The sequence below is a fragment of the Ralstonia sp. UBA689 genome, assembly GCF_002298975.1.
Taxonomy (GTDB): Bacteria; Pseudomonadota; Gammaproteobacteria; order Burkholderiales; family Burkholderiaceae; genus Ralstonia.
In genome coordinates, this window is sequence record NZ_DBMV01000021.1 from 147,601 (window position 1) to 171,105 (window position 23,505).

The following is a 23,505-nucleotide window of genomic DNA, read 5'->3' on the forward strand; positions in this document are numbered from 1 at the left end:
CGACCTTTGACAAGTCAAAGTGTCACTTTTATCATCCTGCGAGATTGTTTGAATAGGATCCGGACTGATCTCATTTGCGCCGACGCATGTTGGCCAGATCATTACCGGATTTTCCGAGGGAGAACCGATGCAGCACTTCGTACTTCATTCCATGGCGCGCCTGGCGGTAGGGGTTGTGATCGGCTGCGGCGTGATCGTGTCGAATGCAGTACAGGCTGATACGGTCTTCAAGGACACGGAAGTCCGTGCTGACGCCAAGCCGGAAGCCAAGCCCGGCCTCATCTCCAACGTGATGAGCAAGACCGGCGACGTGGTCATGAACGCGCTGGGCATGATCGGCCTGCGCTACCGTTTCGGCGGCAACACGCCGGAATCGGGCCTCGATTGCAGCGGTTTCGTCCGCTACGTCTTCAACGACACCTTCGGTTTCCTGCTGCCGCGCCGCGCCGTTGAAATGAGCCGCGTCGGCACCAGCGTTGATATGGCCGAACTGCGCCCCGGCGATCTGGTGTTCTTCAACACCATGCGCCACACGTTCTCGCACGTCGGCATCTACATCGGCGACAACAAGTTCGTGCACGCGCCGTCCACCGGCAGCAAAATCCGCGTGGACGATATGACCGCCTCCTACTGGGTGACGCGTTACAACGGTGCACGCCGTATCGAGAACAGCTCTGGCGCGCCGGTCAAGGACGGTGCCGACAATTTTGTCGAGCAACTCAAGCGCGTTGATCCGAATGCCGCTGGCAAGCCGCTGGCACTGTACGGCGGTTGATTCGCGCGTATCCAAACAAAAAGACCGCCGCGGCGGTCTTTTTTGTTGTTCACCAACACCGCTTCAGTGAGCCGGCAGCGGCGAGGCAGCAGTGGTCTGCTGCGGCAGGCGAAGTTTCTCGCGCAGCAGTGGCATGGCGGCCTGGGCGGCCTGCTCGCCGGCCAGGATCGCCTCGTTGCGCGCGGTAAAGTCGCTGCCCTTTACGAACGGCAGCGACGGCGTGATGACCACGTCGGCTTGCGCCAACTCCGTCTTGTTGATGCTCTGGCCCATGATGGCCGTCGTCTGCAACAGCATGCTGGCCTGGCCCGAGACAGATTGGTTTGACGGGTCCGCCGAGATGTTGACCGCGATTACGAACGTCGCACCCATCTGCTTGGCGTAGCTGACGGGCACCGGCGCCACCAGGCCACCATCCACATACTGGCGACCGCTGATCGTCACCGGCTGGAACACCCCCGGAATGCTGGACGACGCACGCACCGCCTGACCGGTGTTGCCGCGCCGGAACAGGATCGGCTTACCGCTGGCCAGGTCCGTCGCGACGATGCCCAGCGGGATGCGCATCTGCTCGATACTCTTATGTTTGACCAGGCGGTTGATGTAGTTCTCCAGCGCTTCGCCCTTGATCCAGCCGCCGAAGCGCGTGCCGAACGGCAGCGCCCAGTCGGCAATCATGGCCTCGTCCATCTTGAGCGCCATGCGGTTCATCTCCAGGCCGGACATGCCCGACGCATAGATGGCTGCCACCACGCTGCCGGCGCTCGTGCCGGTAATGAAGTCGATCTGGATGCCTTGAGCCTCCAGCGTCTTGATGACGCCAATGTGCGCGAAACCGCGCGCGGCGCCGCCGCCAAGCGCCAGCCCAACGCGCACGGGCGGCGTGGCCGGCTGGGCCGTTGGAGGGAGTACTGCCGTGGGCGGCGTAGCAGGCGTTTCGATCTTGCCGGACGAAAAACCCGTCACGGTACAGGCGGAGAGCAGGGCGGCGCCAGTGGCGCCCAGAAAGAGGCGGCGTTGCATGAGAAGGTCGGGCGGTTCAATGTGCGGCGCAGTCGCATTGAGGCTGCACTGCGCGCCGTTCGCCATTGTGCCAAAGTTCGGCCGCGGGTCGGTCAGGCCTGCGAGACACGGTTGCTATAATTTCAGCTTTGAGAGGCCGCCTTCGCGGCCTTGTTCGTTCAGCCATTCCTATGACCCAGCGCGTTCGCACTCGTTTCGCTCCCAGCCCCACCGGTTTCATCCACCTCGGCAACATCCGCTCGGCACTCTATCCGTGGGCCTTTGCACGCAAGATGAAGGGTGACTTCATCCTGCGCATTGAAGATACCGACGTGGAGCGCTCCAGCCAGGAGGCTGTCGACGTAATCCTGGAGGCAATGGACTGGCTTGGTCTGGATGTCGACGAAGGCCCGTTCTACCAAATGCAGCGCATGGACCGTTATCGCGAGGTCATCGCGCAGATGGTCCAGCAGGAGCTGGTCTACCCGTGCTACATGAGCACCGAAGAACTCGACGCCCTGCGCGAAGCGCAACGCGCGCGCGGTGAGAAGCCTCGCTATGACGGCACTTGGCGCCCCGAGCCCGGCAAGGTCCTGCCGACGCCGCCGGTCGGCGTGCAGCCAGTGATGCGCTTCAAGAACCCCATCGGCGGCAGCGTGGTGTGGGACGATGCGGTCAAGGGGCGTATCGAGATCTCCAACGATGAGCTGGACGACCTCGTGATCGCCCGCCCGGACGGCACGCCCACCTACAACTTCTGCGTGGTGGTCGACGACATGGACATGCAGATCACCCACGTGATCCGCGGTGACGATCACGTCAACAACACGCCGCGCCAGATCAACATCCTGCGCGCGCTGGGCGGCACCACACCGGTCTACGCTCACCTGCCGACCGTGCTCAACGAGCAGGGCGAGAAGATGAGCAAGCGCCACGGCGCCATGAGCGTGACCGGCTACCGCGATGCCGGCTACCTGCCCGAGGCCATCGTCAACTACCTTGCCCGCTTGGGCTGGGCGCACGGTGACGCGGAGATCTTCTCGTGCGAGCAGTTCGTCGAGTGGTTCGATCTCGAGCACCTGGGCAAGTCGCCCGCTCAGTACAACCCCGAGAAGCTCGCCTGGCTGAACAACCACTACATCAAGCAGGCCGACAACGAACGCTTGGCCGGTCTGGTGAAGCCATTCATCGAGGAGCTGGGCGGCAAGGTTGATGGCGGGCCCGTGCTGGCCGACGTGATTGCGTTGGTGAAGGATCGCGCCAACACGCTGCGCGAAGTTGCGCAGACCGCGCTGCTGTTCTATCGCACGGACCTCGCTGTCGAGCCGGAACTTGCCGCGCAGCACCTGACCGACGACGTGCGGCCGGGCATCGCAGCGCTGGCCGAAAAGCTGGGCGCGCTGCCCGAGTGGAAGCGTGAAGCGATCGCTGCCACCTTCAAGGAAGTGCTGGCCGCGCACGGCTGGAAGATGCCCAAGCTGGCCATGCCGGTCCGCCTGCTGGTGGCTGGGCAACTGCAGACACCGTCGATCGACGCCGTGCTGGAATTGTTCGGCCGCGATGTCGTTTTGCGCCGTTTGGCCGCGTGATGCACGGGGCGCAAAAAAAAATCGCGAAAGGGTATTGCCAAGCGCTAAACAGTTCCCCTATACTCTTGTTTTCGCTGCAACACGAAGCGAAAACGCAGTAAAAAGCAGTAACTTGGGGCTATAGCTCAGCTGGGAGAGCGCTTGCATGGCATGCAAGAGGTCAGCGGTTCGATCCCGCTTAGCTCCACCAAAATGCCGGAAGATTCGATTCAAAGAATAAATTTGAAAAGAGACTTCCAAAACGCTGAGAAGTTCGTTATAGTAGCGGACTTCGCAGCGTAAGACAGAAAGCGTTGCAAAACAGTTTCTGTCCCCTTCGTCTAGAGGCCTAGGACATCACCCTTTCACGGTGAGTACAGGGGTTCGAATCCCCTAGGGGACGCCAAAACAAGAGCTTAACCAGAAGCTCACTCGCAAAGCCAGTCTCTAGCTGGCTGAGCAAACCGACACGGAGTGGTAGTTCAGTCGGTTAGAATACCGGCCTGTCACGCCGGGGGTCGCGGGTTCGAGTCCCGTCCACTCCGCCAAATCAAAACCCGCTGCTTGCAGCGGGTTTTTCTTTTTGTGTTTCCGGTTCAATCGGAATGATTGCACTGCGCTTTAAAGCCGCCGTTAAAGGCGTTGCTTTAATCGACCGCGCGGCTGATGCGGTTGAAATAGCTGACCAGCAGTGCACCCGCCACCATCAGGCTCACGCTGTTTGCTGCCCAGAAGCCGGCTGCGCCGCGCAGCGCAAGGGCGAAGTCCCTGAAAACCCCAAAACCGAGCACATAGCCACCGCCCAGGCCCACGCCCCACAGCGAGAGCGCGTAGATGACCGTCGGGATGAGCGCGATCTTGTAGGCCCGCAGGATGAACGCCGCCATCACCTGCAGCGCGTCGAACATCTGGTAGAACGCGATGAAGGGCAGTAGTGGCACCGCAATCGCCAAGACGGCTGCGTCGCGCGTGTAAAGGCCGGCCAGGCCCTGGCGCAGAATGAGTACAGCCGCACCGACGATGGTCGCGCAGATCACCGCCAGCTTGATGCCATTCAAGGCGATGCGGCGGGCCGCCACACGATCGCGCGCGCCAATCGATTGCGCTGCGAGCGTCGACGTAGCAATCGACAGTGACAGCGGCACCATGTACGCCACCGCGCCCAGGTTGGCTGCGATCTGGTGTCCGGCCAGCACGACCGTCCCTAGCCGCGCGATGAAGATTGCCATCAGCGTGAACGAGGTGATCTCGATCAGATAGGTGAAGCCCATCGGCACGCCCAGGCGAATCAGCGCCCACAGCCGAGCGCGGTTTGGCGGCGAGTATTGCGTGAAGATCGAGAATGGCGCATAGGCCGGGTTGCGCATGAGGATGGCTGCGCCCGCGACAAACCATATCCAACTGATGATCATCGAGGCGAGCGCGCAGCCGGGGCCGCCCATCGCCGGGATGCCTATGCCGCCGTAGAGGAACAGCGCGTTGAGCGGAAACTTGAGAACGAGTCCCGCCAGTTGTAGCACCGTCACCATCACCGGACGGGACAACGCGTTGTTCAGCGCCGAGTAGATGCGGAAGCCGAGTGCCGCGGGCAGGGCGAGGGCTTCATAGCGCAGGTAGGCCGTCGCTTTCTCGGTCAACTCCGGGGTCGCGTCTGCCAGACGCAGCAGTGGGGCAGGAAACCAGAGGATGACCATGCCGATAGCCGCAAGCACCAGACCCAGCCAGATGGCCTGGCGGACTTCCTCGCCGATCTCACCGTACTTCTGCGCGCCATAGAGTTGCCCGGCGATCGGCGAGAGCGCCTGCAGGACGCCCATCAGGCTGATGTAGACCGTCACATAGATTGATCCGCCCAGTCCGATGGCGGCCAAGTCTGCCGCTGATGCGCGCCCGGCCATCGCCGTGTCGAGTACGCCAAAGGCGATCACGGCCAATTGGCCGATCAGCACCGGCCACGCGAGCGCGGCAATGCGGCGGACGTCGGCGACGAACATGAGGCGTTACTGACGCAGCTTGCGCCGGCGCGTGGTTGCCGGGGCCGGTGGCGGATGCGTGACGGCGGCGGCCTCGGTCAGGCGGTACATGCGGAAGTGCTCGTCACGGTCGGCGGGGCGTCGGCCTTCCCAGATCAGGCGCCACTCGTAATTCGAGATGCTCGAGGGCGCGCCGTAGTCGTATGGGTCGTGGCGCAGCAGGATGTCGCAGTTGTCTTCGGGGCTGCCGAAGCGGATGTGGCCGAAGTAGGCGAAGGAGGCAAGCTGCGCATCGCCCATGCGGATCGGCTGCACGCACGTGTAGGTGCTCGGCAGCGCGAGAGCGGCCGACTGTGCGACATCGCGGTAAGTCTTGGCGTAGTTGATGGTGGGCAGCCACAGCGTCATCATTAACACCCACATCAACGTGGTGCCGGCCGCCGAGATCACCACCGCGCGCCAGATGGCCTTGGGCGCGCGCGACGTGCGCCACACTACGATGAGCACCCAGGCCGCCGTCACCAGCAGCGCGCAGGCCAGCGCAGTCCAACTGAACTCGGGGCGGTAGCCCGGCACGATGCGGAACACGTTGCGGGCGAGTTGGGGCGGAAAGCCGGTCATCTTGGCGATCCACAGCAACCACACCGTGCCGCCCAGGATGGTGAAGGCTAGTAGCGCGAACCAATCGATGGCACTGATTGCACCACGCTTGAGCGTGGGCAGGGCAAACGTGGCCATCACGGCCATCGGTGGGATCAGCAGCAGGAAACTGTCGTCGCTGGGTTGCGGCTGCAGCAGTAACAGGAGCACCTGCGGCACCAGCACGACCAGGGGCAGTGCGATATGTGGGGCGGTACGCATGCCACCCCAGCTCTTCCATGCCCAGGCGGCCAGCGGCCACACGGGCCAGGCGAACAGCAGCAGGTTGCGCGCGACGAAGCCGAGCGAATGCGCGGTCGGGCCGGCGTATTGGTGGCGATCGAAGCGCGCCCATTCACGAATGAATGTGACAGCGTCGGTCGGACTGGCGGCCAGCAGGTAGGCCATGATCGGCCATGACACACCGAGTGCGAGTGCGACTGGCAGGGCCACCGTCAGCAGCGGGCGCACCTGCAGCACGCGCGTGGTCTGCGCCGTGATCAGCACGGCAACCATGATGACGAGCGGCAGGATCGGCCCGCCCGCGAGCGACAGGCAGCCGATGCCGAGGCCATAGATGAGGCTGCCGCGCACGGGCTTGTCCAGCGCGCGGATCAACCCGTAGACCGTGACCGCCACGAAGCACAGTGAGCCAACCAGCGGCGTGGTTTCATGTCCACGTTGCGCCAGGCCCACACAGGCGAGGAAGATCAGCAGTGCGCCATCGGCCAGCGTGCGGCCGTAGTCGCGCGCGTTCGGCTGGCCGCCAAAGACGAATTCAAACGGCTGGACTTCGGCGCGGCGGCCGAGCTGGTAGGCACCGTACCAGATGCCGGCACAGGTCGCGAAGAAGAAGAGGGCGGTGGCCAGACGAGACGCATCCGACGGGCCCAGCCACTCGCCAAACACGCGGATGAATGCCCCGCCGATCCAGAACACCAGCGGACCCGCCTGCACGAACGGGCGCCCGACGATATTCGGCATCAGCCAGTCTTGCGCGTTGCCAGTGGCCAGCGTCCACATCGCGCCGAAGCCGGCGGCGTCTTCGTTCTTCCACGGGTCGCGCGAGAACAGGCCCGACAGGCCGTAGATCACGCAGATGGCGAGCAGCAGCCAGCGCGGCAGCTCTCGGGTGGCAGCAGCAGTCAGGCGGATGCGCGAGACGCGGGTGGTGTTCATCGGGTATCAGACCAGGCGAACCCGGTCAGGGTTGCACGACAGCGTGCCGATCGTAAGAGAGGCGGGTGCCAAATGCCGCCCCGGCGCCAGGAAATAAAAAAGGCAGCCGGAGCTGCCTTTTTCGGACCAGAGAGACGGGTCATGCGGTGAGCCGTCTCCGGCGCCGGCATTACTTGGCAGCCTTGCCTGCCTTGCTGCCGAACTTCTGGCGGAACTTCTCGACGCGGCCGGCCGTGTCCAGAACCTTCTGCTGACCCGTGTAGAACGGGTGCGATTCGGCCGAGACTTCGATTTTGGCCAGCGGATATTCCTTGCCGTCTAGCGTGATCGTTTCCTTGGTCTGGATCGTCGAGCGGGTGACGAACTTGAAGTCGCTGGACATGTCCTGGAACACGACTTCACGGTAATTCGGGTGAATGCCTTCTTTCATGATGGGCCCTGGGGTTGAGGTAGCCAATCCGCGGCGAGCAACAGGTAAGGATACCGTGCGTCCAGCCGTCGAATCACTTGCCGGGTGGAGAAACGGCGATTATGCCAGAGAAACAAGGGCTTGGGCAACGCGAGGATACAAAATGCAGAGAGGCTGTTGCCCGTAAATGTGCACGATGTATCGCATTTTTGGCGCTTTCTGGGGCGGAGTGTGTTGATGCCCTGGAGCCATGTCGCCCCGGCGCAACGTGAGGCGATCACATCCGCATGTCGGCGGTGGCAGCGCGCCTGGCCGGGTCCTGCAGATAGAAGGCCTGCAGCAGGGCGTAGAGGGCGGGTAAGGTCTCGCGTAGCGCGGCCGGTTCGACGAAGAACACTTCGGAGGCTACCGCAAAGAACTCGGCCGGATGCTGCGCGCCGTACGGATCGAGCAGCGAGAGGATCGGATCGGCGTCCCAGCGGCGCTCGGGAATCTGCTCGCAGCGATTGGCGAAGACGTCGTACTCGGCGTAGAGATGGTCGGCCCATTGTTCGCGATCGACGTCTGCATGCAGGTGCGATGAGAACGCCGGAATACCGTCGGATTCGCCGTTGAGCATGTCGAGCTTGTGCGCGAACTCGTGCATGACCACGTTGTAAGGCTGCACCCCAGGTTCGGCCAGGGCGCCGCCGAGTTCGATGTCCTGCCAGGAGAGGATGACCGGGCCGTGTTCCCATGCCTCGCCCGCGGCTTCTTCGCGCACGTTGTGCACGACGCCGTCTTCGTCCATGACCTCCTTGCGGATGACGAATTCACCGGGGTAGATGACCACGCCGTGCCAGCCGCGATACCACGCGATGCCCAGTTCCAGGATCGGCACGCTGGCCTGCACGGCGATGCTGATCACCATTTCGTCGGTAAGCGGCAGGTCGTGTGTGGTGGTGAATTCCTTTTCCGCAATGAAGAGCGTGGCGGTTTCACGCAACTGCGCGAGGTCGGCTTCGGGCCAGTCCAGCAAGAAGGGCAGGCCGGCAAGCGTGCGCGACCAGAGCGCATCGGAGATGGCATAGCGCGCCAGGCGCCGCGAGCGCGCACGGCCGGAGAACCAGCGGAAGACGGACGAAAGCATGCGTCCAGTATATCGGGCGCTTCCTCGCTTCCGCTCGCGTTCAGGCGACGGCGATTAGGCTACCGACAGCAGCCGCGCGCCGCGCTGGTTGGCGACGTACACAGCCTCGGTGCGGCTGCGTACCTTCAGGCGCCGGTACAGCGTGCTGATATGCGCCTTGGCCGTGGCCTCGGAGATATTCAGCATGCGGCTGATCGTCTTGACAGGGTGCCCACGCGAGAGCAGCACCAGGATTTCGTACTGGCGCGGCGTGATGCCGAGCAGCTTGGGATCGGTTTGAGGATCGCCGGCCAGCGCTGGGTTGGGCGCACCGTCCAAGCGCGATTCCGGCAGCAGGGCGCTGGCCGGGATGTACTGCCCGCCCACCAGCACGAGTTCCAGCGAGGCCGCGATGACCTCGCCTGGCGAGTGCTTGAGCGTATAGCCCGACAAGCCCATCTGCATGAGCGTGCGGATGATGTCGGGGGATTCGGACTCCGCCAGCACGACCACGTGGCGCGAGTGCGGCCGGTGCATGATCTCGCCGATTGCGGAGAGCTCGTCCAGGTTGGGGAGAGGCAGGCCGATCACCAGAAGGCCGGCTTCGGCATTGGCTTCGATGGCGTCGAACATGCCCTCGTCTGGTTCGACGACTGTGACACCGGTGACGCCCTTGAGCGTCCGAAGCAGGTGCGCGATGCCCGTGCGCACCAACGGATGGGCTTCGATCAAAACCGTGTTCATTGTTGTTCCCGACCTGTTACCGATCTTGCGAACATCTTTCGTCGCCCCAAGCGAGAAACAGGCCGGAGCAGACCCCCGTTCCGAATCATTTTAGTGGCGTATCACGAAAATGACAGACGCCACGGCCATGCTTCGGGACTCCTCGCTGCCGCATCCTGGCTACTGTAGTCCAGTGTTTGCCAGGGCGCGCAATTCGCCCATAGGAAGCTGTCCGGCCCGCGTGCAGCGGTTTTGGGGGATGGCTATTTCAGCCATGACACAAACACGCACGCAATTTCGGGGCCAGTCGTTTTCCACGTAATGAATATTCCGTAAAAACAAGGCTTTAATCGTCATGGCATGAATGTCGCTCTACCGCATCCCGGGGAGGGGTGAGCCATGCCAATGCCAGCGCCGCGCCGCGCTCGATGTTTGCCGTTCAAGTGGACGATCGATATGACCGGAATGGTCGCGAGTCTTGCGGCCATGGTCGTCATGGTTCCGGCGCTCGCAGAAGACGGCGACATCATCGCGCAGCGTCAACTCACGCTGCGCATCGCCTATCGAGGCGTTTCCACCGATACGTTGTCGGTGCGAACCGCCATCGGTCCTTATCCCACCCGCGCATTCGATCCATCCATCGGTCCCGTCGTGTCAATGCTCTCTGACGGCGAACTGAGTGCGTCGCATGCGTGGTTTAACAATCCAACGGCGAGGGGAGTGGCGCAACCCCCCAAGAAGTGGGGGGGGTGCTATGCGCGTGATACCGGCTAGGGGTGAAGCGCCAGCAAAGCGCAGCGAGTCGTCGACGCGTGCCGCTGGTGTAGCGTTGTCGCAACATGAAAAGAAAGACGGGCTGCGGCGAGGCTGCTCACTCAAGGTTTTGTGCTCCGTCCCCCGGCGGGCACTCTTTTTTTTATAACGGCAATCCAGAGAGAGGATTCCTATGCAGACCAATCTGACTGCTTTTGCAGCTCTGGCGCCGCCGGACCGCGCGGTGGGCAGGGCGGGAAGATCATGGCGGGGCGAGATGTGTCCCGATCCGCTATGTCGCGGTTATACCTGAACGGGTAGCGCCCATCGGATACCCAAGAACAACCAGGGCGCGGCACGCAAGCCACACCCCGCAGCTGGTCAGAGAACATTGAGATCAGGCCGGATGGAGCGGATGCTCTGCCCGAATGCCGTGCTTCTGCATCAACCGATACAGCGTCACTCGGGACACCGCCAGCTCGCGCGCCGTCATGCCCATGTGGAAGCCGTTGCGGGCGATGGCGGTGCGGATGGCGTCCGACTCGGCGCCTTCGCGGGCTTCCTCCAGCGTCTGGCCAGACACGGATGCGTAGCCTTCCAGATGCAGATCGGCAGCGGAGATCTTGCGGTTGTCGGTCATCACCAATGCGCGGCGTACGCGATTGATGAGTTCGCGCACGTTGCCCGGCCATGGGTAATGCATCATCGCGTGCAGGGCGCAGGGCGTGAAGCCGCGGATGCGGTGCGAGGCTTCGCTGGCGTGCTGTGCCAGGATGTGTTCGGCCAGCAGCACGATGTCGCTGCCGCGCTCGCGCAGCGGTGGCACCGACAGTGTCAGTACGCATAACCGGTGGAAGAGGTCGGTGCGGAAGCCGCCATGGAGCTGGGCCGCTTCCAGGTCCACGTGCGTGGCCGAGATGATGCGGATGTCCAGCGGGATCGCCTGATGCCCGCCCAGCCGCGTGATGGTGCCTTGCTGCAGGAAGCGTAACAGGCTGACCTGGCTCTCCAGCGGCAGATCGCCGATTTCATCAAGGAACAGCGTGCCGCCATTGGCGTGCTCAACCCAGCCGATGTGGCGCTGGTGGGCGCCCGTGAAGGCGCCTTTCTCATAGCCGAATAGTTCGGACTGGATCAAATGCGGCGGGATCGCACCACAGTTGATGGCAATGAACGGACCGCTCGCGCGCGCCGAGGCTTCGTGGATGGCCTGCGCGGTGAGCTCCTTGCCCGTGCCCGACTCGCCCGCGATGAAGGCGGGCGCGCCGTTCTGCGCGACCTTGCGGATGGCGCGGAACAGGTTGTGCATGGCTGGGCATTCGCCCAGCATGCGGGCGTTGTTCACCTTGGGCGCGGGCGCTACCTCTTGCGCGAGCGCTGCCATGCCCCACGCATGCCGCAGTGAATATGCAGCTTCTTCGGTGCGCAAAGGCATCTGCACGTAGTCGACGCAGTAGTCGCGCACGAGTTGGCGCACGCGTTCGTGATTCAGCATGTCCGGCGGCAGCGCGGCGACCCAGCCCACGTGCGGAACCTGCAGGCAGCGCTCGAGCAGATCCAGCTCAGCAGCCGAAAAGGCACTGCCGAAATCGATCAGGCCGGCCTTGGGCGCACCGTCGCGGATGACGCAGCCCAGTTCGCGCACCGACGTGACACGTCGCACATGCCAGTCGGCTCCGAGAATGGCTTCGTTGATTTCCCCCATTCCTGCGCGTGACGCAACCACGACGGTTCGGCACGCACCAGTACATTCCAGCGACTCGTCGCGCATGGTTTCCCCCGTTCAATTTTTCGTGGTTCCTCCCTGCCTTTGGGGCCAAACGGCTCGGCCCAGGCAGGTTTGCAGTATGGTTGCCGGGTTCAGCTTTTGCGATGACGTTTAAGGACGAGAGGAGCAAACGGTTGCGCCGATTGCTCGTAATGCAAATGAACTAGCAAGTTTCGCAACGGCGCCCGACAAATCCGCCCGAAAATCAAGCGGTTGATGCGGCAATAAAAAAGCGCACCGTTTCGGGTGCGCTTTTCGGTACGTGCGAGATCGGCCAGGAGAGGCTCAGCCGCCGCGTCGCATCATGTCGAAGAACTCGGCGTTGTTCTTGGTCGACTTGAGTTTATCGAGCAGGAATTCCATCGCTTCGACTTCATCCATGTCGTGGATGAACTTGCGCAGGATCCACACCTTCTGCAGGATGTCCGGCTTGATCAGCAGTTCTTCACGGCGCGTGCCTGACTTGTTCAGGTTGATGGCGGGGTAGACGCGCTTCTCGGCCAGACGGCGCTCCAAGTGCACTTCCATGTTGCCGGTGCCCTTGAATTCTTCGTAGATCACGTCATCCATGCGGCTGCCGGTTTCGATCAGCGCCGTGCCGATGATGGTGAGCGAACCACCTTCTTCCAGGTTACGTGCCGCACCGAAGAAACGCTTCGGACGCTGCAGCGCATTGGCGTCGACACCCCCGGTCAATACCTTGCCTGAGGTCGGCACCACAGTGTTGTAGGCGCGGGCCAGACGTGTGATCGAGTCCAGCACGATCACCACGTCCTTCTTCAGCTCAACCAGGCGCTTGGCCTTTTCGATGACCATCTCGGCCACCTGCACGTGACGCACGGCAGGTTCATCGAACGTCGACGCCACCACTTCGCCGCGCACGGTGCGCTGCATTTCGGTCACTTCTTCCGGGCGCTCGTCGATCAGCAGCACGAACAGCTCGGCTTCCGGATGGTTGGTCGCGATGGCGTGCGCAATGTGCTGCAGCATCACGGTCTTGCCCGACTTGGGGCTTGCCACCAACAGCGCGCGCTGGCCGCGGCCGATCGGGGCAATCATGTCGATGATGCGGCCGGTGATGTTCTCTTCGGCCTTGATGTCGCGTTCGAGCGTGAGCGGCTTGTTCGGGTGCAGCGGCGTCAGGTTCTCGAACATGATGCGGTTCTTGACCGCTTCAGGAGGCTGCGCGTTGACCTTGTCGACCTTCACCAACGCGAAGTAGCGTTCGCCGTCCTTCGGTGTGCGGACTTCACCTTCGATGGTGTCACCGGTGTGCAGGTTGAAGCGGCGGATCTGCGACGGGCTGATGTAGATGTCGTCGGTGCTCGCCAAGTACGAGGTTTCGGGCGAGCGCAGAAAGCCGAAGCCGTCGGGCAGCACTTCCAGCGTGCCATCACCGAAAATCGTTTCTCCCTGTTTCGCCTTCTTTTTCAGGATGGCAAACATCAACTCCTGTTTGCGCATGCGCTGCGCGTTGTCGATCTCCAGCTGTCCCGCCATTTCCAGCAATTGGGACACATGCAAGGATTTCAGTTCTGTCAGATGCATAGACGAAAGAATGGGATAAGCCCGAACGGGCAGCGAAACGCGAAAAAGCGGGGGAGGGGAAAAGGTCGAGCGAACGCTCGGGGAAACAGATTCGGTGCAATCTTAGCACAACGCTGGCGGCCTTCCAGGCGGAAGATTGCCAGCGTGTGCGCGTACGGCCGGGGGAACCCGCGCCGCCGTCAAATCATCGGCTTACAGGTGGCTGTCCAGGAATGCGGTCAGTTGCGACTTGGACAGTGCGCCCACCTTCTGGGCGGCCACGGCGCCGTTCTTGAACAGGATCAGCGTCGGGATGCCGCGGATGCCGAACTTGGCCGGCACGCCTTGGTTTTCGTCAACGTTGATCTTGGCGATCTGCACCTTGTCGCCGTAGTCCTTGGAAACTTCGTCCAGGATCGGGGCGATCATCTTGCACGGACCGCACCACTCGGCCCAGAAATCGACGAGCACGGGTTTGTCGGACTTGAGCACATCGGCCTCGAAGGACGCGTCGCTCACATACTTGATCTGTTCGCTCATGGCGGGAACCTCTGTTATTTCGTAATTGCTGGCGACGTGCGCCGAACCCATACATTACACGATTACACGAACCGGCGTGTATTAGGACCACTGCCAGCGCGGATGCTGCTGATATAGTACCGGCGCCCCTATTTTCAATTGTTGATTGTCGCTATCACGCCGATAGCCACGGCCGCAGTTTTTCGTCTCTTTTCCCACGCCGCATGCAGACGCTTGCCTTCGCGCCCGGCCCAGCATTTCTCTCCCGTGCCGCCGACGCGGTATGGCGCTTCCTGGACGCGCACGCGCAATCCTCCGGTGCCGGCACCGTCATCGTGCCGACCGCCGCGCAAATTCCGGGCGTGCGCAGCGCGCTGCATGCCAGCGCGCAGGCGGCCGGTGCGCCACGCCTGCTGCCGCGCATCCTGACGCTGGGCCATTGGCTGCTCGACTTGCCGCCCGAGCCGGGCCTGCCCGCCGCGCGCACAACGCTCTCTCGGCTGCTGGCCGTGCAGCAGGCGCTCAAGACGCAAGCGTGGCTGCGCGAAGCGCTCGGCGCGCAGGATGACGCAGCGCTCTGGGGCGTGGCGCAAGTCTTGGTGACCGTGTCGGACGAGCTGTCGCAGCGGTGGCTCACGCTCGATGCGGCGGACAGCCATGCCGAAGGCCGGCCCGATGCCCTGGAGGCCGCACTGGCCGGGGCGCTGGAGCGCACTTACGCGCAGTTGTCCGAGCGCTTCCTGGGCACCGAGTCGCGCATTGTGCTGACGTTCTGGCGGTTGCTCTCGGGCGCCGCCGATCCGATTCCGGTGCGGTTGCGGGCGATGCGGCGCCTGCTGCACGAAGTGCGCGGGCCGATCGTCTGGGTGAGCCCGACCGACGCCGAAGCCGTCGATCTCGATTTCCTCAAGCGCGCCGCCGAGCGCGTGCCAGTGCTGGCCATCGGTTACGACTGGAATGTGCCGCAAGCCGAGTCTTCCGCGACGTCCGCCATGCCAGCCACGCACGCCGATTTCCGCGATCTGTTGCTGCACGCCTGGCCCGAGTGCGCCATACCGGCGCAGGTCGCGCAAGACGAAGGTTCGGATACGCAGTTTTCCGCGCCGCTGCTGCGCATTGCCGGTGCGGCCCGCTTCGAAGATGAAGCCGCCTTCGCCGCGCACACGCTGGTCGAGTGGCTGAACGCAGGGCGTCGTTCGCTGGCACTGGTGGCGCAGGACCGCATCGTTGCGCGGCGCGTGCGGGCGCTGCTCGCACGCGTGAACGTGCCGGTGCGTGATGAGACGGGTTGGAAGCTTTCCACCACCCGCGCTGCCGCCGCGCTGATGCGTTGGGTGGATGTGGTGCAGGGCGACGGCGACACCACGGCGCTGCTCGATTTCATCAAGAGCCCGTTCTGCTTGCGTGATGCTAACGGTGGGGCCGATACCGGCAGCTCTACCCCTACTTGGATCGCCGAGCTGGAGCGCCGCGTGCGCCGGCACAACGTGTCGGGCGGGTGGGGCCGGTTGCGCCGCTTGGTGGCGGATCGTCCAGCCGACGGCGCCGATGGTGAACCGCAAGTCAGTCGTCTGGCTGACCGTCTTGGCTTGCTTGCCGATGAAGCCGCGCTGTGGCGCCGCGCCGGCAACGCCACGCTCGATGCGTGGATGGCGCTGTTGGCCGGCACGCTCGACCGCCTGCATATGCGGACCGGCCTGCAGAACGATGATGCCGGGCGCCAGTTGCTCGATTGGATCGACCGCCTGCGCACCTCGGTGCACGGCAGCGCCGATGCCGGTGCCCGTTTCTCGCTGACGGAATGGCGTGCCTTGCTGTCGATGCTGCTTGAATCGGCCGTCTTCAGCGAGCCGGCGCCGCCCGCAGACCGCCGCGTCGTCATCCTGCCGCTCAACGGTGCACGTATGCGGCGCTTCGATGGCGTGGTGGTGGTCGGCTGCGACGATGCGCAGTTGCCGTCCGCGCAGCCGGAATGGCTGTTCTTCTCCAACGACGTGCGCCGCGAACTGGGCTTGCCGGATCGTGCGCAGCGTTTTGCCCAGCAGGCGCGCGATCTGGCCGAGGTGCTGCTCAATCAGCCCGAGACCGTGCTGACTTGGCAGCGCCACGGTGGACGTGGTGAGCCGAATCGTCTGTCTGGCTGGCTTGAACGCCTACAGCGTCGGCTGGCCGTGGCTGGCATGCGCATCGAGTCGCCCGTCGTGTTGCCCAGCCTGCAGACCACCAGCCAGCCGACCGGCATGCCTGCGCCGGCGGCTCCCGGACTGGTGCCGGCTACGCTGAGCGCCGCCGCCTACAACAGCCTGCGCCGCTGCCCATACCAATTCTTCGTCGGCCGCATGCTGCGCCTGGGCGAGTTGGAGGAGGTGTCCGACGAGCTGGAGAAGCGCGACATCGGCGAGATTCTCCACGCGATCCTGCACCGCTTCCATCGGCATCTGCTGAGCGCGCCGATGCACGATCCGGCGGATCGCCATGCGCTGCTGCAAACCATCACTGATGAAGAGTTCGGCCCGTTGCTGGCCGAGGATGGCAATGCGCTGCGCTTCTATCGCCGGTGGCAGGGCGTGATGCCGTCGTACCTGGCCTGGCAGGCAGCGCGCGAAGCCGACGGCTGGCGTTTTGAGGCGGGCGAGGTCGATGTCGATACGTCGATCACGCTGCAAGGCGAAGGCCCGGAGCGCCCGCTGCGCCTGCGTGGCCGGATCGACCGCATCGATGTGCATGGCGAACACGGCGTGGCCGTGCTGGACTACAAGACGCAATCGCCGATGGTGCTGGCGCGCCGCGCCAAGACGCCGTTCGAGGATTGCCAGTTGCCCTTCTACGGCGTGCTCGACGCGCGTGCCGATGCGGGCGGCTGGGTCTCGCTCGACGGCGAGGCGCGTGGGGACAAACGCGACGTCGTCCTGCCGGATTTCGCGCAGGTCGTCGACTGGTTGATCGAGCAGATGCAGAAAGACATGACCGCCCTGGCTGCCGGCGCGCCGCTGCCTGCCTTTGGCGATGAATCGGCGTGCCGCTACTGCGCGGCGCGTGGCCTGTGCCGCAAGGGGTATTGGACCGAGGGTGCGCCACAGGAGCCGCAAGCCGCGTCGGAGTCCCAGACATGAGCGACCACGCCTACGAACGCGATGGCGCGCCGGTTTCGCCCGAAGCCTTCTCGCGCGCGGCGTGCGATCCGCAGCGCTCGGTGGTGGTGGAGGCGTGCGCCGGCAGCGGCAAGACCTGGCTGCTGGTCACGCGCATGCTGCGTCTGCTGCTGGCAGGCGCAGCGCCAGCGGACATTCTCGCCATCACCTTCACCCGCAAGGCGGCCGAAGAGATGCGCCAGCGTCTGTTGGACATCCTGGCGCAACTGGCCAGCGCCGACGATGCCGGTGTGGTGCGCGAGCTGGTGGCCCGTACGGTAGACGAGCGGGAGGCGTCGGGGCTGGTCGATGCCGCGCGCGGGCTGTACGCACGCGTGCTGGAATCGCCATCGCGGATGGCGATCGATACATTCCACGGTTGGTTCGGCTCGTTGCTGCGCGGGGCGCCGCTGTCGTCGGGCGTGCCGCAGGGCGCATCGCTGCGCGAGGATGCCGGGCGATTGCGCCGTGAGGCCTGGGCACCGTTCTGGCGTGGCCTGCTGGCGGAAGACCACGCTGCGCTACGCGCCGCGTACGAGGCGCTGGCGGATCTGGTGGGTGATTTCCAGGCGGGCCGACTGCTCGACGCGATGTTCCATCAACGCAGCGACTGGTGGGCGTACAAGACACAGGCCGGCGATCATCCTCTCGGCCCGCTCGATGATCTGCTGGGCGATGATGCCCGGAACGACCCGCTGATCGAAACCCTGCAAGACCAGGCATTGCTGGCCGACATGCTGCGCGTGTCAGGCTGGTTGGGGCAGGGCGGCGCTACCGAAGGCAAGCGCGCGGTGCAGATCGAAACGGCGGTAACGTCCGTGCGTTCGGCCGATGTGTCGGATGAATCTGTACGCGCGCAGGCTTTCGATGCGTTGTTCGCCGCCTTCCACACGCAGGCCGGCAAGGCGCGCGCGTGCAAGCCGACCAAGGCGCTCATCAAGGCCATCGGCGAAGACCCTGCGCAAACTTTGGTCGCCCTGCATGCGGTGCTGTGCGAGTCGCTGGCCGTGGTTCAGGCGCGTCGCCAGGAGGCCGGCGTGCGCGCCGTCAATGCCGCGCTGTTCACCCTTGGCGACGCGCTTATCGACCGTTACCAAACCTACAAGCGCCAAGCGCGTGCGATGGACTTCACGGATCTGGAATGGGAAGCCGCCCGCCTGATGCGGGATGAGGACACCGCCGCCTACCTGCAGGTGCGGCTCGATGCGCGCTACAAGCATCTGCTGCTCGACGAGTTCCAGGATACGAACCCGATGCAGTGGCGCATCCTGCAAGGCTGGCTGGCCGGCTATGCGGGCACCGGCACGCAGCCGAGCGTGTTCCTGGTGGGCGATCCCAAACAATCGATCTACCGCTTCCGCCGGGCGGATGCGCGCCTGTTCGATGCAGCGCGCGAGATGCTGGTTGCCAGCTTTGGCGCCACCGTGCTGCGCACCAACCGCACGCGCCGCAATGCGCCTGCGGTGTTGGAGTGGGTCAACGCGGTCTTCCTACAGGCGCGCGCGCGGGACGAATATCCGATCTACGCCGAGCAGAGCACGGCTGTCGACGCACCAGTGGGCCAAGCGTTGCTGTTGCCATTGGTACCCATGCCGGAAGGCGGGCAAACCGACGAGTCCGCCCCGCGGGACACGCTGACCGAACCGCGCGAAGAGGCCGGAGATTCCCAGCGCTACGAAGAAGGCCGCCAGGTGGCCGCCTGTCTGCACGCGCTGCATGCTGGTGAGCGCATCCGCGAGAACGGCGCCGAGCGCCCGGTACGCTGGAGTGACTTCCAACTGCTCGTGCGTCGCAAGCGCTATCTGGCGGACTACGAACGCGCCCTGCGCGATGCTGGCGTGCCTTACGTGAGCCCGCGCCGCGGCGGCCTGCTGGCTACGCTTGAAGCGCTTGACCTGTGCGCGCTGCTCGATTTCCTGATGACGCCGCAGGCCGACCTGTCGCTCGCGCACGTGCTGCGTAGCCCGATCTTCGCCGTGACTGACGACGACCTGATCGCGCTCGCGCAATCCGGCGAAGGCACGCCGGCGTCAGCATGGTGGGGGCGCCTGATCGCTCTGGCGGGGCACGCAGATACGGCGCCAGCCTTGCGCCACGCGCATCGCATGCTTGCCCGCTGGCTGGCGGTGGCACCCACGCTGCCGGTGCACGATCTGCTGGACCACATCGCCTACACAGGCGAGCTCAAGCGCCGTTATGCCGAACGCGCGCCGGCCGCAAACCGCGACCAAGTGCTCGCCAACCTCGACGCTTTCCTCAAGCTCGCGCTCGATCTGGACGGCGGCCGTTATCCGAGCCTGCCCAAGTTCATGGCCGAGCTGCGCGCCATCCGCCAGGGCGATGACGAGGAAAGCCCCGACGAAGGCATGCAGGGCGACGCAGGGGAGGCCCCCGATGCCATCGATGCCGAAGTGGCAAGCGAAGGTCTGGACGCCGTGCAGATCCTGACCGTGCATGCCTCGAAGGGGCTGGAGGCGCCGTTCGTCGTGTTGCTCGATGCCCATCACAGCGATACGCGCGCCGATAGCGCCGGCATCCTGATCGACTGGCCGCCCGGCGCGAATGCGCCCACGCATTTCTCCGCCTTTGGCAAGACGGCTGAACGCGGCCGGGCGCGCGATCCCCTCTTCAAGCAGGAAGCCGCGCTGGCTGAGCGCGAGAACTGGAACCTGCTCTACGTGGCCATGACGCGCGCGCGGCAGGTGTTGATCGTCTCGGGGGTGGCCAATAAGCGTGACGGCTCAGCTGCTCAGTCGGCTGATGAGGGAGATGTGCCGGAGGTTGACGGCACCGCGAGCTGGTACACGCTTCTGGCCACCGCCGGCGTGGCGTCGCCTGCGCCAGTACTGGAGGTAACAGCCGACGAAGCCACCGCTGCTGCGGCCGAGACCGTCTCGTACCATGACTTCCGCGCACCGCTCACGGTCACGGTGCGCGTTGGCGGAACGATCGAGCCCTCGGCGGACACGGCCGACCCCGTATTCGATCAAGGCGCCGTCGCGCAAGGCGAGTTGCTGCATGCCGTGCTGGAGCGCATCACGCGGCATGGCTTGCCTGAGCAGGCGCCCGATGCGGCCACCATCGCCCGTTGGTTTGGCTCGATCGGAGTGACGGAGGCTGACGCCGCCCGCGCCGCCGAGGCCGTGCGTCGCATGCTATCCGCCGACGCATTGGCCCACGTGTTCGACCCCGCGCGCTTCGACGCGGCCCACAACGAGATCGAACTGTTCAGCCCCGACGGCGCACTGCTGCGCATCGACCGTCTGATCGAACGCGGCAGCGAAGTGCTGGTGGTGGACTACAAGCTGCGCCTATTGCCCGTCGAGCGCGCGGCCTATGCCGACCAGTTGCGCGGCTACGTGGCCGCCGTCACGCCGATGGTTCCGGGGCGCACCGTGCGCGCTGGCGTGGCAACTGCGCAGGGCGAATGGATGGATCTGGAGTCGTTGCCCAAGCCAGCACCGACGTCAGGCGACGACGCTCAGGGCGCGCTGTTCTGACGCGAGCGAGGGGCAACCAAAAGAGGAGGGGTGATGCAGGAAAGAAGAGAGAAGGGGGACGAGCCTGACCCTCGGCACTGGCGGAAAACGGCTGTGGCTGCTTCGTTCCCGACCTGACCAGGTTGACCGCGCCACCATGCGAGGAGGCCCGTCCGACCGGCATTGTAACCGACCCGCGCAACCCCACCTAAATATCCTTGCAATTCGCTCGGCGTGCATGACGTTTGACTAACGGATAAGCACGTCGGAAATCCACCTCGCTTTGCTACAATCCGCCGCATGAGTTATCAAGTGCTCGCCCGCAAGTGGCGCCCTCGCGATTTCACCACGCTGGTCGGTCAGGAACACGTGGTGCGCGCGCTTACGCATGCGCTCGAACAGCAGCGCCTGCATCACGCTTACCTTTTTACGGGCACGCGCGGTGTCGGCAAGACAACGCTGTCGCGCATCCTCGCCAAATCGCTCAACTGCGTGGGTGCGGACGGGCAGGGCGGCATTACCGCGCAGCCGTGCGGCGTGTGCCGCGCGTGCACCGAGATCGACGCCGGGCGCTTTGTCGATTACATCGAGATGGACGCCGCTTCCAACCGCGGCGTCGACGAGATGGCCCAGTTGCTCGACCGCGCGGTCTACGCGCCCACGGTCGGCCGCTTCAAGGTCTACATGATCGACGAAGTGCACATGCTGACCAACCACGCCTTCAACGCGATGCTGAAGACGCTGGAAGAACCGCCCGAGCACGTCAAGTTCATCCTCGCCACCACCGATCCGCAGAAGATTCCGGTGACCGTGCTGTCGCGCTGCCTGCAGTTCAACCTCAAGCAGATGCCGCCGGGGCACATCGTGTCCCATCTGGAGCGCATCCTCGGCGAGGAGCACATCACCCACGAGGCGAATGCGCTGCGCCTGCTGGCAGCTGCCGCACAAGGCTCCATGCGCGATGCGCTGTCGCTCACGGACCAAGCCATCGCTTACAGCGCGGGCGAAGTGAGTGAAGCCGCCGTGCGCGGCATGCTCGGTGCGATCGACCAGAGCTACCTCGTGCGCCTGCTCGATGCGCTGGCCGACGAGAACGGCGCCGCGCTCATCGAGATTGCCGACGAGATGGCCGGGCGCAGCCTGAGCTTCTCGGGTGCGTTGCAGGATCTGGCGTCGCTGCTGCAGAAGATTGCGCTCGCGCAGGTTGTGCCAGGCGCCGTGCAGGACGACTGGCCCGAGGCCGACGACGTGCGGCGCTTGGCCGAGCGTTTCGATGCGCAGTCGGTGCAACTGTTCTACCAATTCGCCAACCTCGGCCGCAATGAACTGGCGCTGGCGCCGGATGAGTACGCCGGTTTCACGATGACGCTGCTGCGCATGCTGGCGTTCCAGCCCGGGCAATCGGGTGGGGATGCGACGCCGCCTTCGGGTGGCGGCGGCAAGCGGGCGATGCCTTTGGTGGGGGCGCCGGCTGCATCGCCGCGTCCGGCCATGGCAGCGGCAGCGCCCGCGCCCGCGGCATCGCCGATTGCGCAGACGGCGCCTGTGGCGCGCCCGGAGCCGGTGGTTGAGGCGCCGCGTGCGACATATCAAGTGACTCCGCCGGCCCCCACGCCTGTTGCTGCGCCTGCGGCGGTATCGGCTCCGGCACCGGCCACAGCACCGACCCGCCGTTCGCCGGCAATGGAAGCGTTGGCGGCAGCGCGTCAGGCATCCAGTCGTGCGCGTGGCGGTGCTTCGGGGCCGGCACCGGCACCTTTGGCCGCACCTGCGCCGATCGTCCGTCCCGCCAATGCGGTGCCGCGTCCGAATCCGATTGCAGCGCCGGCATCGCCGCCGACGCGCCGCGAAGCGCCAGCCGCATCCGCTGCGCCTGCTGACGACGGTCCGCCGCCGTGGGATGAAATGCCGGGCGAGTTCGCCTCGCCGTCGCTTGAAGAGATCAACGCCGCGTTTGCCGGTTGGGATTCGGCCTCGAGTGCTGCGCGCCCCGGCGCGCCTGAGCCGGCAACACGTTCCGCACAGATTGAGCCGCCCGCCGCTGCACCGGTCCCTGCGCAAGGCAAGCCAGTTGCACCCGAACCCGTGGTTGCTGCCACGCCGCCCGACCTGAGTGCAAGCGGCCTGACTGCATTCGATGGCGACTGGCCCACGCTGGCCGCCGGCCTGCCTGTGCGTGGCTTGGCTCAGCAGCTTGCGCACCAGAGTGAACTGGTGAGCGTGGAGGGCGCCACGGTGCGCCTGCGCGTGCCGCTGCCTGCGCTGACCGAAGCCGGCGTCGTTGAGCGGCTGGAAGCCGCGCTGACCGAATACTTCAGCACGTCCGTTCGCGTGGCGTGCGATATCGGCGCGGTACGCGCCACGGCCGCCGCCGTCGACGCCGAGCAGCGCGCCCAGCGCCAGCGCGATGCCGAGGACGCCATCGCCGCCAACCCGTTCGTACAGGCGCTGGTGCGGGACTTTGGCGCACAGGTCGTCCCGGGTTCGATCCAACCGCGCGCGCACTGAATTCGCATCCATTTCTGAACACTTGCGCGCCCGATTTGGCGGCGCGCCATGCATGACCCATTTCAAGGAGCAACGACCATGATGAAAGGCCAGATTGCCGGGCTGATGAAGCAAGCCCAGCAGATGCAGGAAAACATGAAGAAGATGCAGGAACAGCTCGGCCAGATCGAGGTGGAAGGCGTGTCCGGTGCTGGCCTCGTGAAGGTGGTGATGACCTGCAAGAACGACGTGAAGCGCGTGTCGATTGATCCGAGCCTGTTGGCCGAGGGCGAAGACAAGGAACTGCTGGAAGACCTGGTTGCCGCAGCGTTCAATGACGCCGTGCGCAAGGCCGAGGCCACCACGCAGGAGAAGATGGGTTCGGTTACGTCTGGTCTGGGCGGCATGGCGAGCATGCTGCCGCCGGGTTTCAAGCTGCCGTTCTAAGCCTGTACTCCTCAGGAC

At 64.6% G+C, this 23,505-nt stretch carries 16 protein-coding genes, 3 tRNA genes and 1 other RNA gene; 10 read left to right on the forward strand and 10 right to left on the reverse strand.

Going from position 1 to position 23,505, the window contains the following annotated elements:
- Positions 1 to 127 precede the first annotated feature (127 nt).
- Positions 128 to 775, forward strand: a complete 648-nt coding sequence (locus B4F51_RS09470) for a C40 family peptidase (protein ID WP_296224987.1) — start codon at positions 128 to 130, stop codon at positions 773 to 775.
- Between the two features lie 63 nt (positions 776 to 838).
- Here the strand turns inward: B4F51_RS09470 and B4F51_RS09475 are convergent, their stop codons facing one another.
- Complete coding sequence (locus B4F51_RS09475) at positions 839 to 1,798, reverse strand: patatin-like phospholipase family protein (RefSeq protein ID WP_296224989.1); 960 nt, start codon at positions 1,796 to 1,798, stop codon at positions 839 to 841.
- Between the two features lie 170 nt (positions 1,799 to 1,968).
- Between B4F51_RS09475 and gltX the strand changes: the two genes are divergently transcribed.
- The 4 genes from gltX (at position 1,969) to B4F51_RS09495 (ending at position 3,893) form a co-directional block, all read left to right on the forward strand.
- Positions 1,969 to 3,366, forward strand: coding sequence for a glutamate--tRNA ligase (gene gltX, locus B4F51_RS09480; protein WP_296224991.1), 1,398 nt, complete (start codon positions 1,969 to 1,971; stop codon positions 3,364 to 3,366).
- 114 nt (positions 3,367 to 3,480) lie between these two features.
- A tRNA-Ala gene (locus tag B4F51_RS09485) sits at positions 3,481 to 3,556 on the forward strand.
- Between the two features lie 119 nt (positions 3,557 to 3,675).
- Positions 3,676 to 3,751, forward strand: a tRNA-Glu gene (locus B4F51_RS09490).
- Between the two features lie 65 nt (positions 3,752 to 3,816).
- Positions 3,817 to 3,893 (forward strand) — tRNA-Asp (locus B4F51_RS09495).
- 99 nt (positions 3,894 to 3,992) lie between these two features.
- Here B4F51_RS09495 and B4F51_RS09500 read toward each other — a convergent pair.
- The 5 genes from B4F51_RS09500 to B4F51_RS09520 all read right to left on the reverse strand — a co-directional run bounded on the left by B4F51_RS09500 (position 3,993) and on the right by B4F51_RS09520 (position 9,397).
- Positions 3,993 to 5,339: an MATE family efflux transporter gene (locus B4F51_RS09500; RefSeq protein WP_296224993.1), complete on the reverse strand. Its 1,347-nt coding sequence runs from the start codon at positions 5,337 to 5,339 to the stop codon at positions 3,993 to 3,995.
- 6 nt (positions 5,340 to 5,345) lie between these two features.
- Positions 5,346 to 7,136 carry an ArnT family glycosyltransferase gene (locus tag B4F51_RS09505; RefSeq protein ID WP_296224995.1) on the reverse strand — a complete coding sequence of 597 codons (1,791 nt, stop codon included), beginning with the start codon at positions 7,134 to 7,136 and terminating at the stop codon, positions 5,346 to 5,348.
- 169 nt (positions 7,137 to 7,305) lie between these two features.
- Entirely contained in the window at positions 7,306 to 7,566 is a 261-nt protein-coding gene (locus B4F51_RS09510) for a type B 50S ribosomal protein L31 (RefSeq protein WP_296224997.1), read from the reverse strand.
- A 256-nt stretch (positions 7,567 to 7,822) separates the two neighbouring features.
- On the reverse strand, positions 7,823 to 8,674 hold the full coding sequence (locus tag B4F51_RS09515; protein ID WP_296224998.1) for a zinc-dependent peptidase: 852 nt from the start codon (positions 8,672 to 8,674) through the stop codon (positions 7,823 to 7,825).
- A 54-nt stretch (positions 8,675 to 8,728) separates the two neighbouring features.
- Positions 8,729 to 9,397: a LuxR C-terminal-related transcriptional regulator gene (locus tag B4F51_RS09520; protein WP_296224999.1), complete on the reverse strand. Its 669-nt coding sequence runs from the start codon at positions 9,395 to 9,397 to the stop codon at positions 8,729 to 8,731.
- 435 nt (positions 9,398 to 9,832) lie between these two features.
- On the opposite strand from B4F51_RS09520, the gene B4F51_RS09525 reads away from it, so the two are divergent.
- On the forward strand, positions 9,833 to 10,150 hold the full coding sequence (locus B4F51_RS09525) for a hypothetical protein (RefSeq protein WP_296225000.1): 318 nt from the start codon (positions 9,833 to 9,835) through the stop codon (positions 10,148 to 10,150).
- A 376-nt stretch (positions 10,151 to 10,526) separates the two neighbouring features.
- Here B4F51_RS09525 and B4F51_RS09530 read toward each other — a convergent pair whose 3' ends face one another.
- The 3 genes from B4F51_RS09530 to trxA form a co-directional block, all read right to left on the reverse strand.
- Positions 10,527 to 11,900: a sigma-54 dependent transcriptional regulator gene (locus B4F51_RS09530; protein WP_296225001.1), complete on the reverse strand. Its 1,374-nt coding sequence runs from the start codon at positions 11,898 to 11,900 to the stop codon at positions 10,527 to 10,529.
- A gap of 282 nt (positions 11,901 to 12,182) precedes the next feature.
- Complete coding sequence (rho, locus tag B4F51_RS09535) at positions 12,183 to 13,445, reverse strand: transcription termination factor Rho (RefSeq protein WP_039596074.1); 1,263 nt, start codon at positions 13,443 to 13,445, stop codon at positions 12,183 to 12,185.
- A 192-nt stretch (positions 13,446 to 13,637) separates the two neighbouring features.
- Positions 13,638 to 13,964 (reverse strand): thioredoxin TrxA, encoded by a 327-nt coding sequence (gene trxA, locus B4F51_RS09540; RefSeq protein ID WP_295494019.1) that lies wholly within the window; start codon positions 13,962 to 13,964, stop codon positions 13,638 to 13,640.
- 203 nt (positions 13,965 to 14,167) lie between these two features.
- Between trxA and B4F51_RS09545 the strand changes: the two genes are divergently transcribed.
- Together B4F51_RS09545 and B4F51_RS09550 are read left to right on the forward strand one after the other, a co-directional pair.
- Entirely contained in the window at positions 14,168 to 17,056 is a 2,889-nt protein-coding gene (locus tag B4F51_RS09545; RefSeq protein ID WP_296225004.1) for a PD-(D/E)XK nuclease family protein, read from the forward strand.
- Positions 17,053 to 20,574, forward strand: coding sequence for a UvrD-helicase domain-containing protein (locus tag B4F51_RS09550; protein WP_296225006.1), 3,522 nt, complete (start codon positions 17,053 to 17,055; stop codon positions 20,572 to 20,574). Before B4F51_RS09545 ends, B4F51_RS09550 begins: the two co-directional genes overlap by 4 nt.
- 54 nt (positions 20,575 to 20,628) lie before the next feature.
- On the opposite strand, the gene ffs is transcribed toward B4F51_RS09550, so the two are convergent.
- Positions 20,629 to 20,727: signal recognition particle sRNA small type (gene ffs / locus B4F51_RS09555), an RNA gene on the reverse strand.
- A 126-nt stretch (positions 20,728 to 20,853) separates the two neighbouring features.
- Between ffs and B4F51_RS09560 the strand changes: the two genes are divergently transcribed.
- Together B4F51_RS09560 and B4F51_RS09565 are read left to right on the forward strand one after the other, a co-directional pair.
- Positions 20,854 to 23,061, forward strand: coding sequence for a DNA polymerase III subunit gamma/tau (locus tag B4F51_RS09560; RefSeq protein ID WP_296225008.1), 2,208 nt, complete (start codon positions 20,854 to 20,856; stop codon positions 23,059 to 23,061).
- Between the two features lie 78 nt (positions 23,062 to 23,139).
- On the forward strand, positions 23,140 to 23,487 hold the full coding sequence (locus B4F51_RS09565; protein WP_296225009.1) for a YbaB/EbfC family nucleoid-associated protein: 348 nt from the start codon (positions 23,140 to 23,142) through the stop codon (positions 23,485 to 23,487).
- The last annotated feature ends 18 nt before the right edge of the window (positions 23,488 to 23,505 follow it).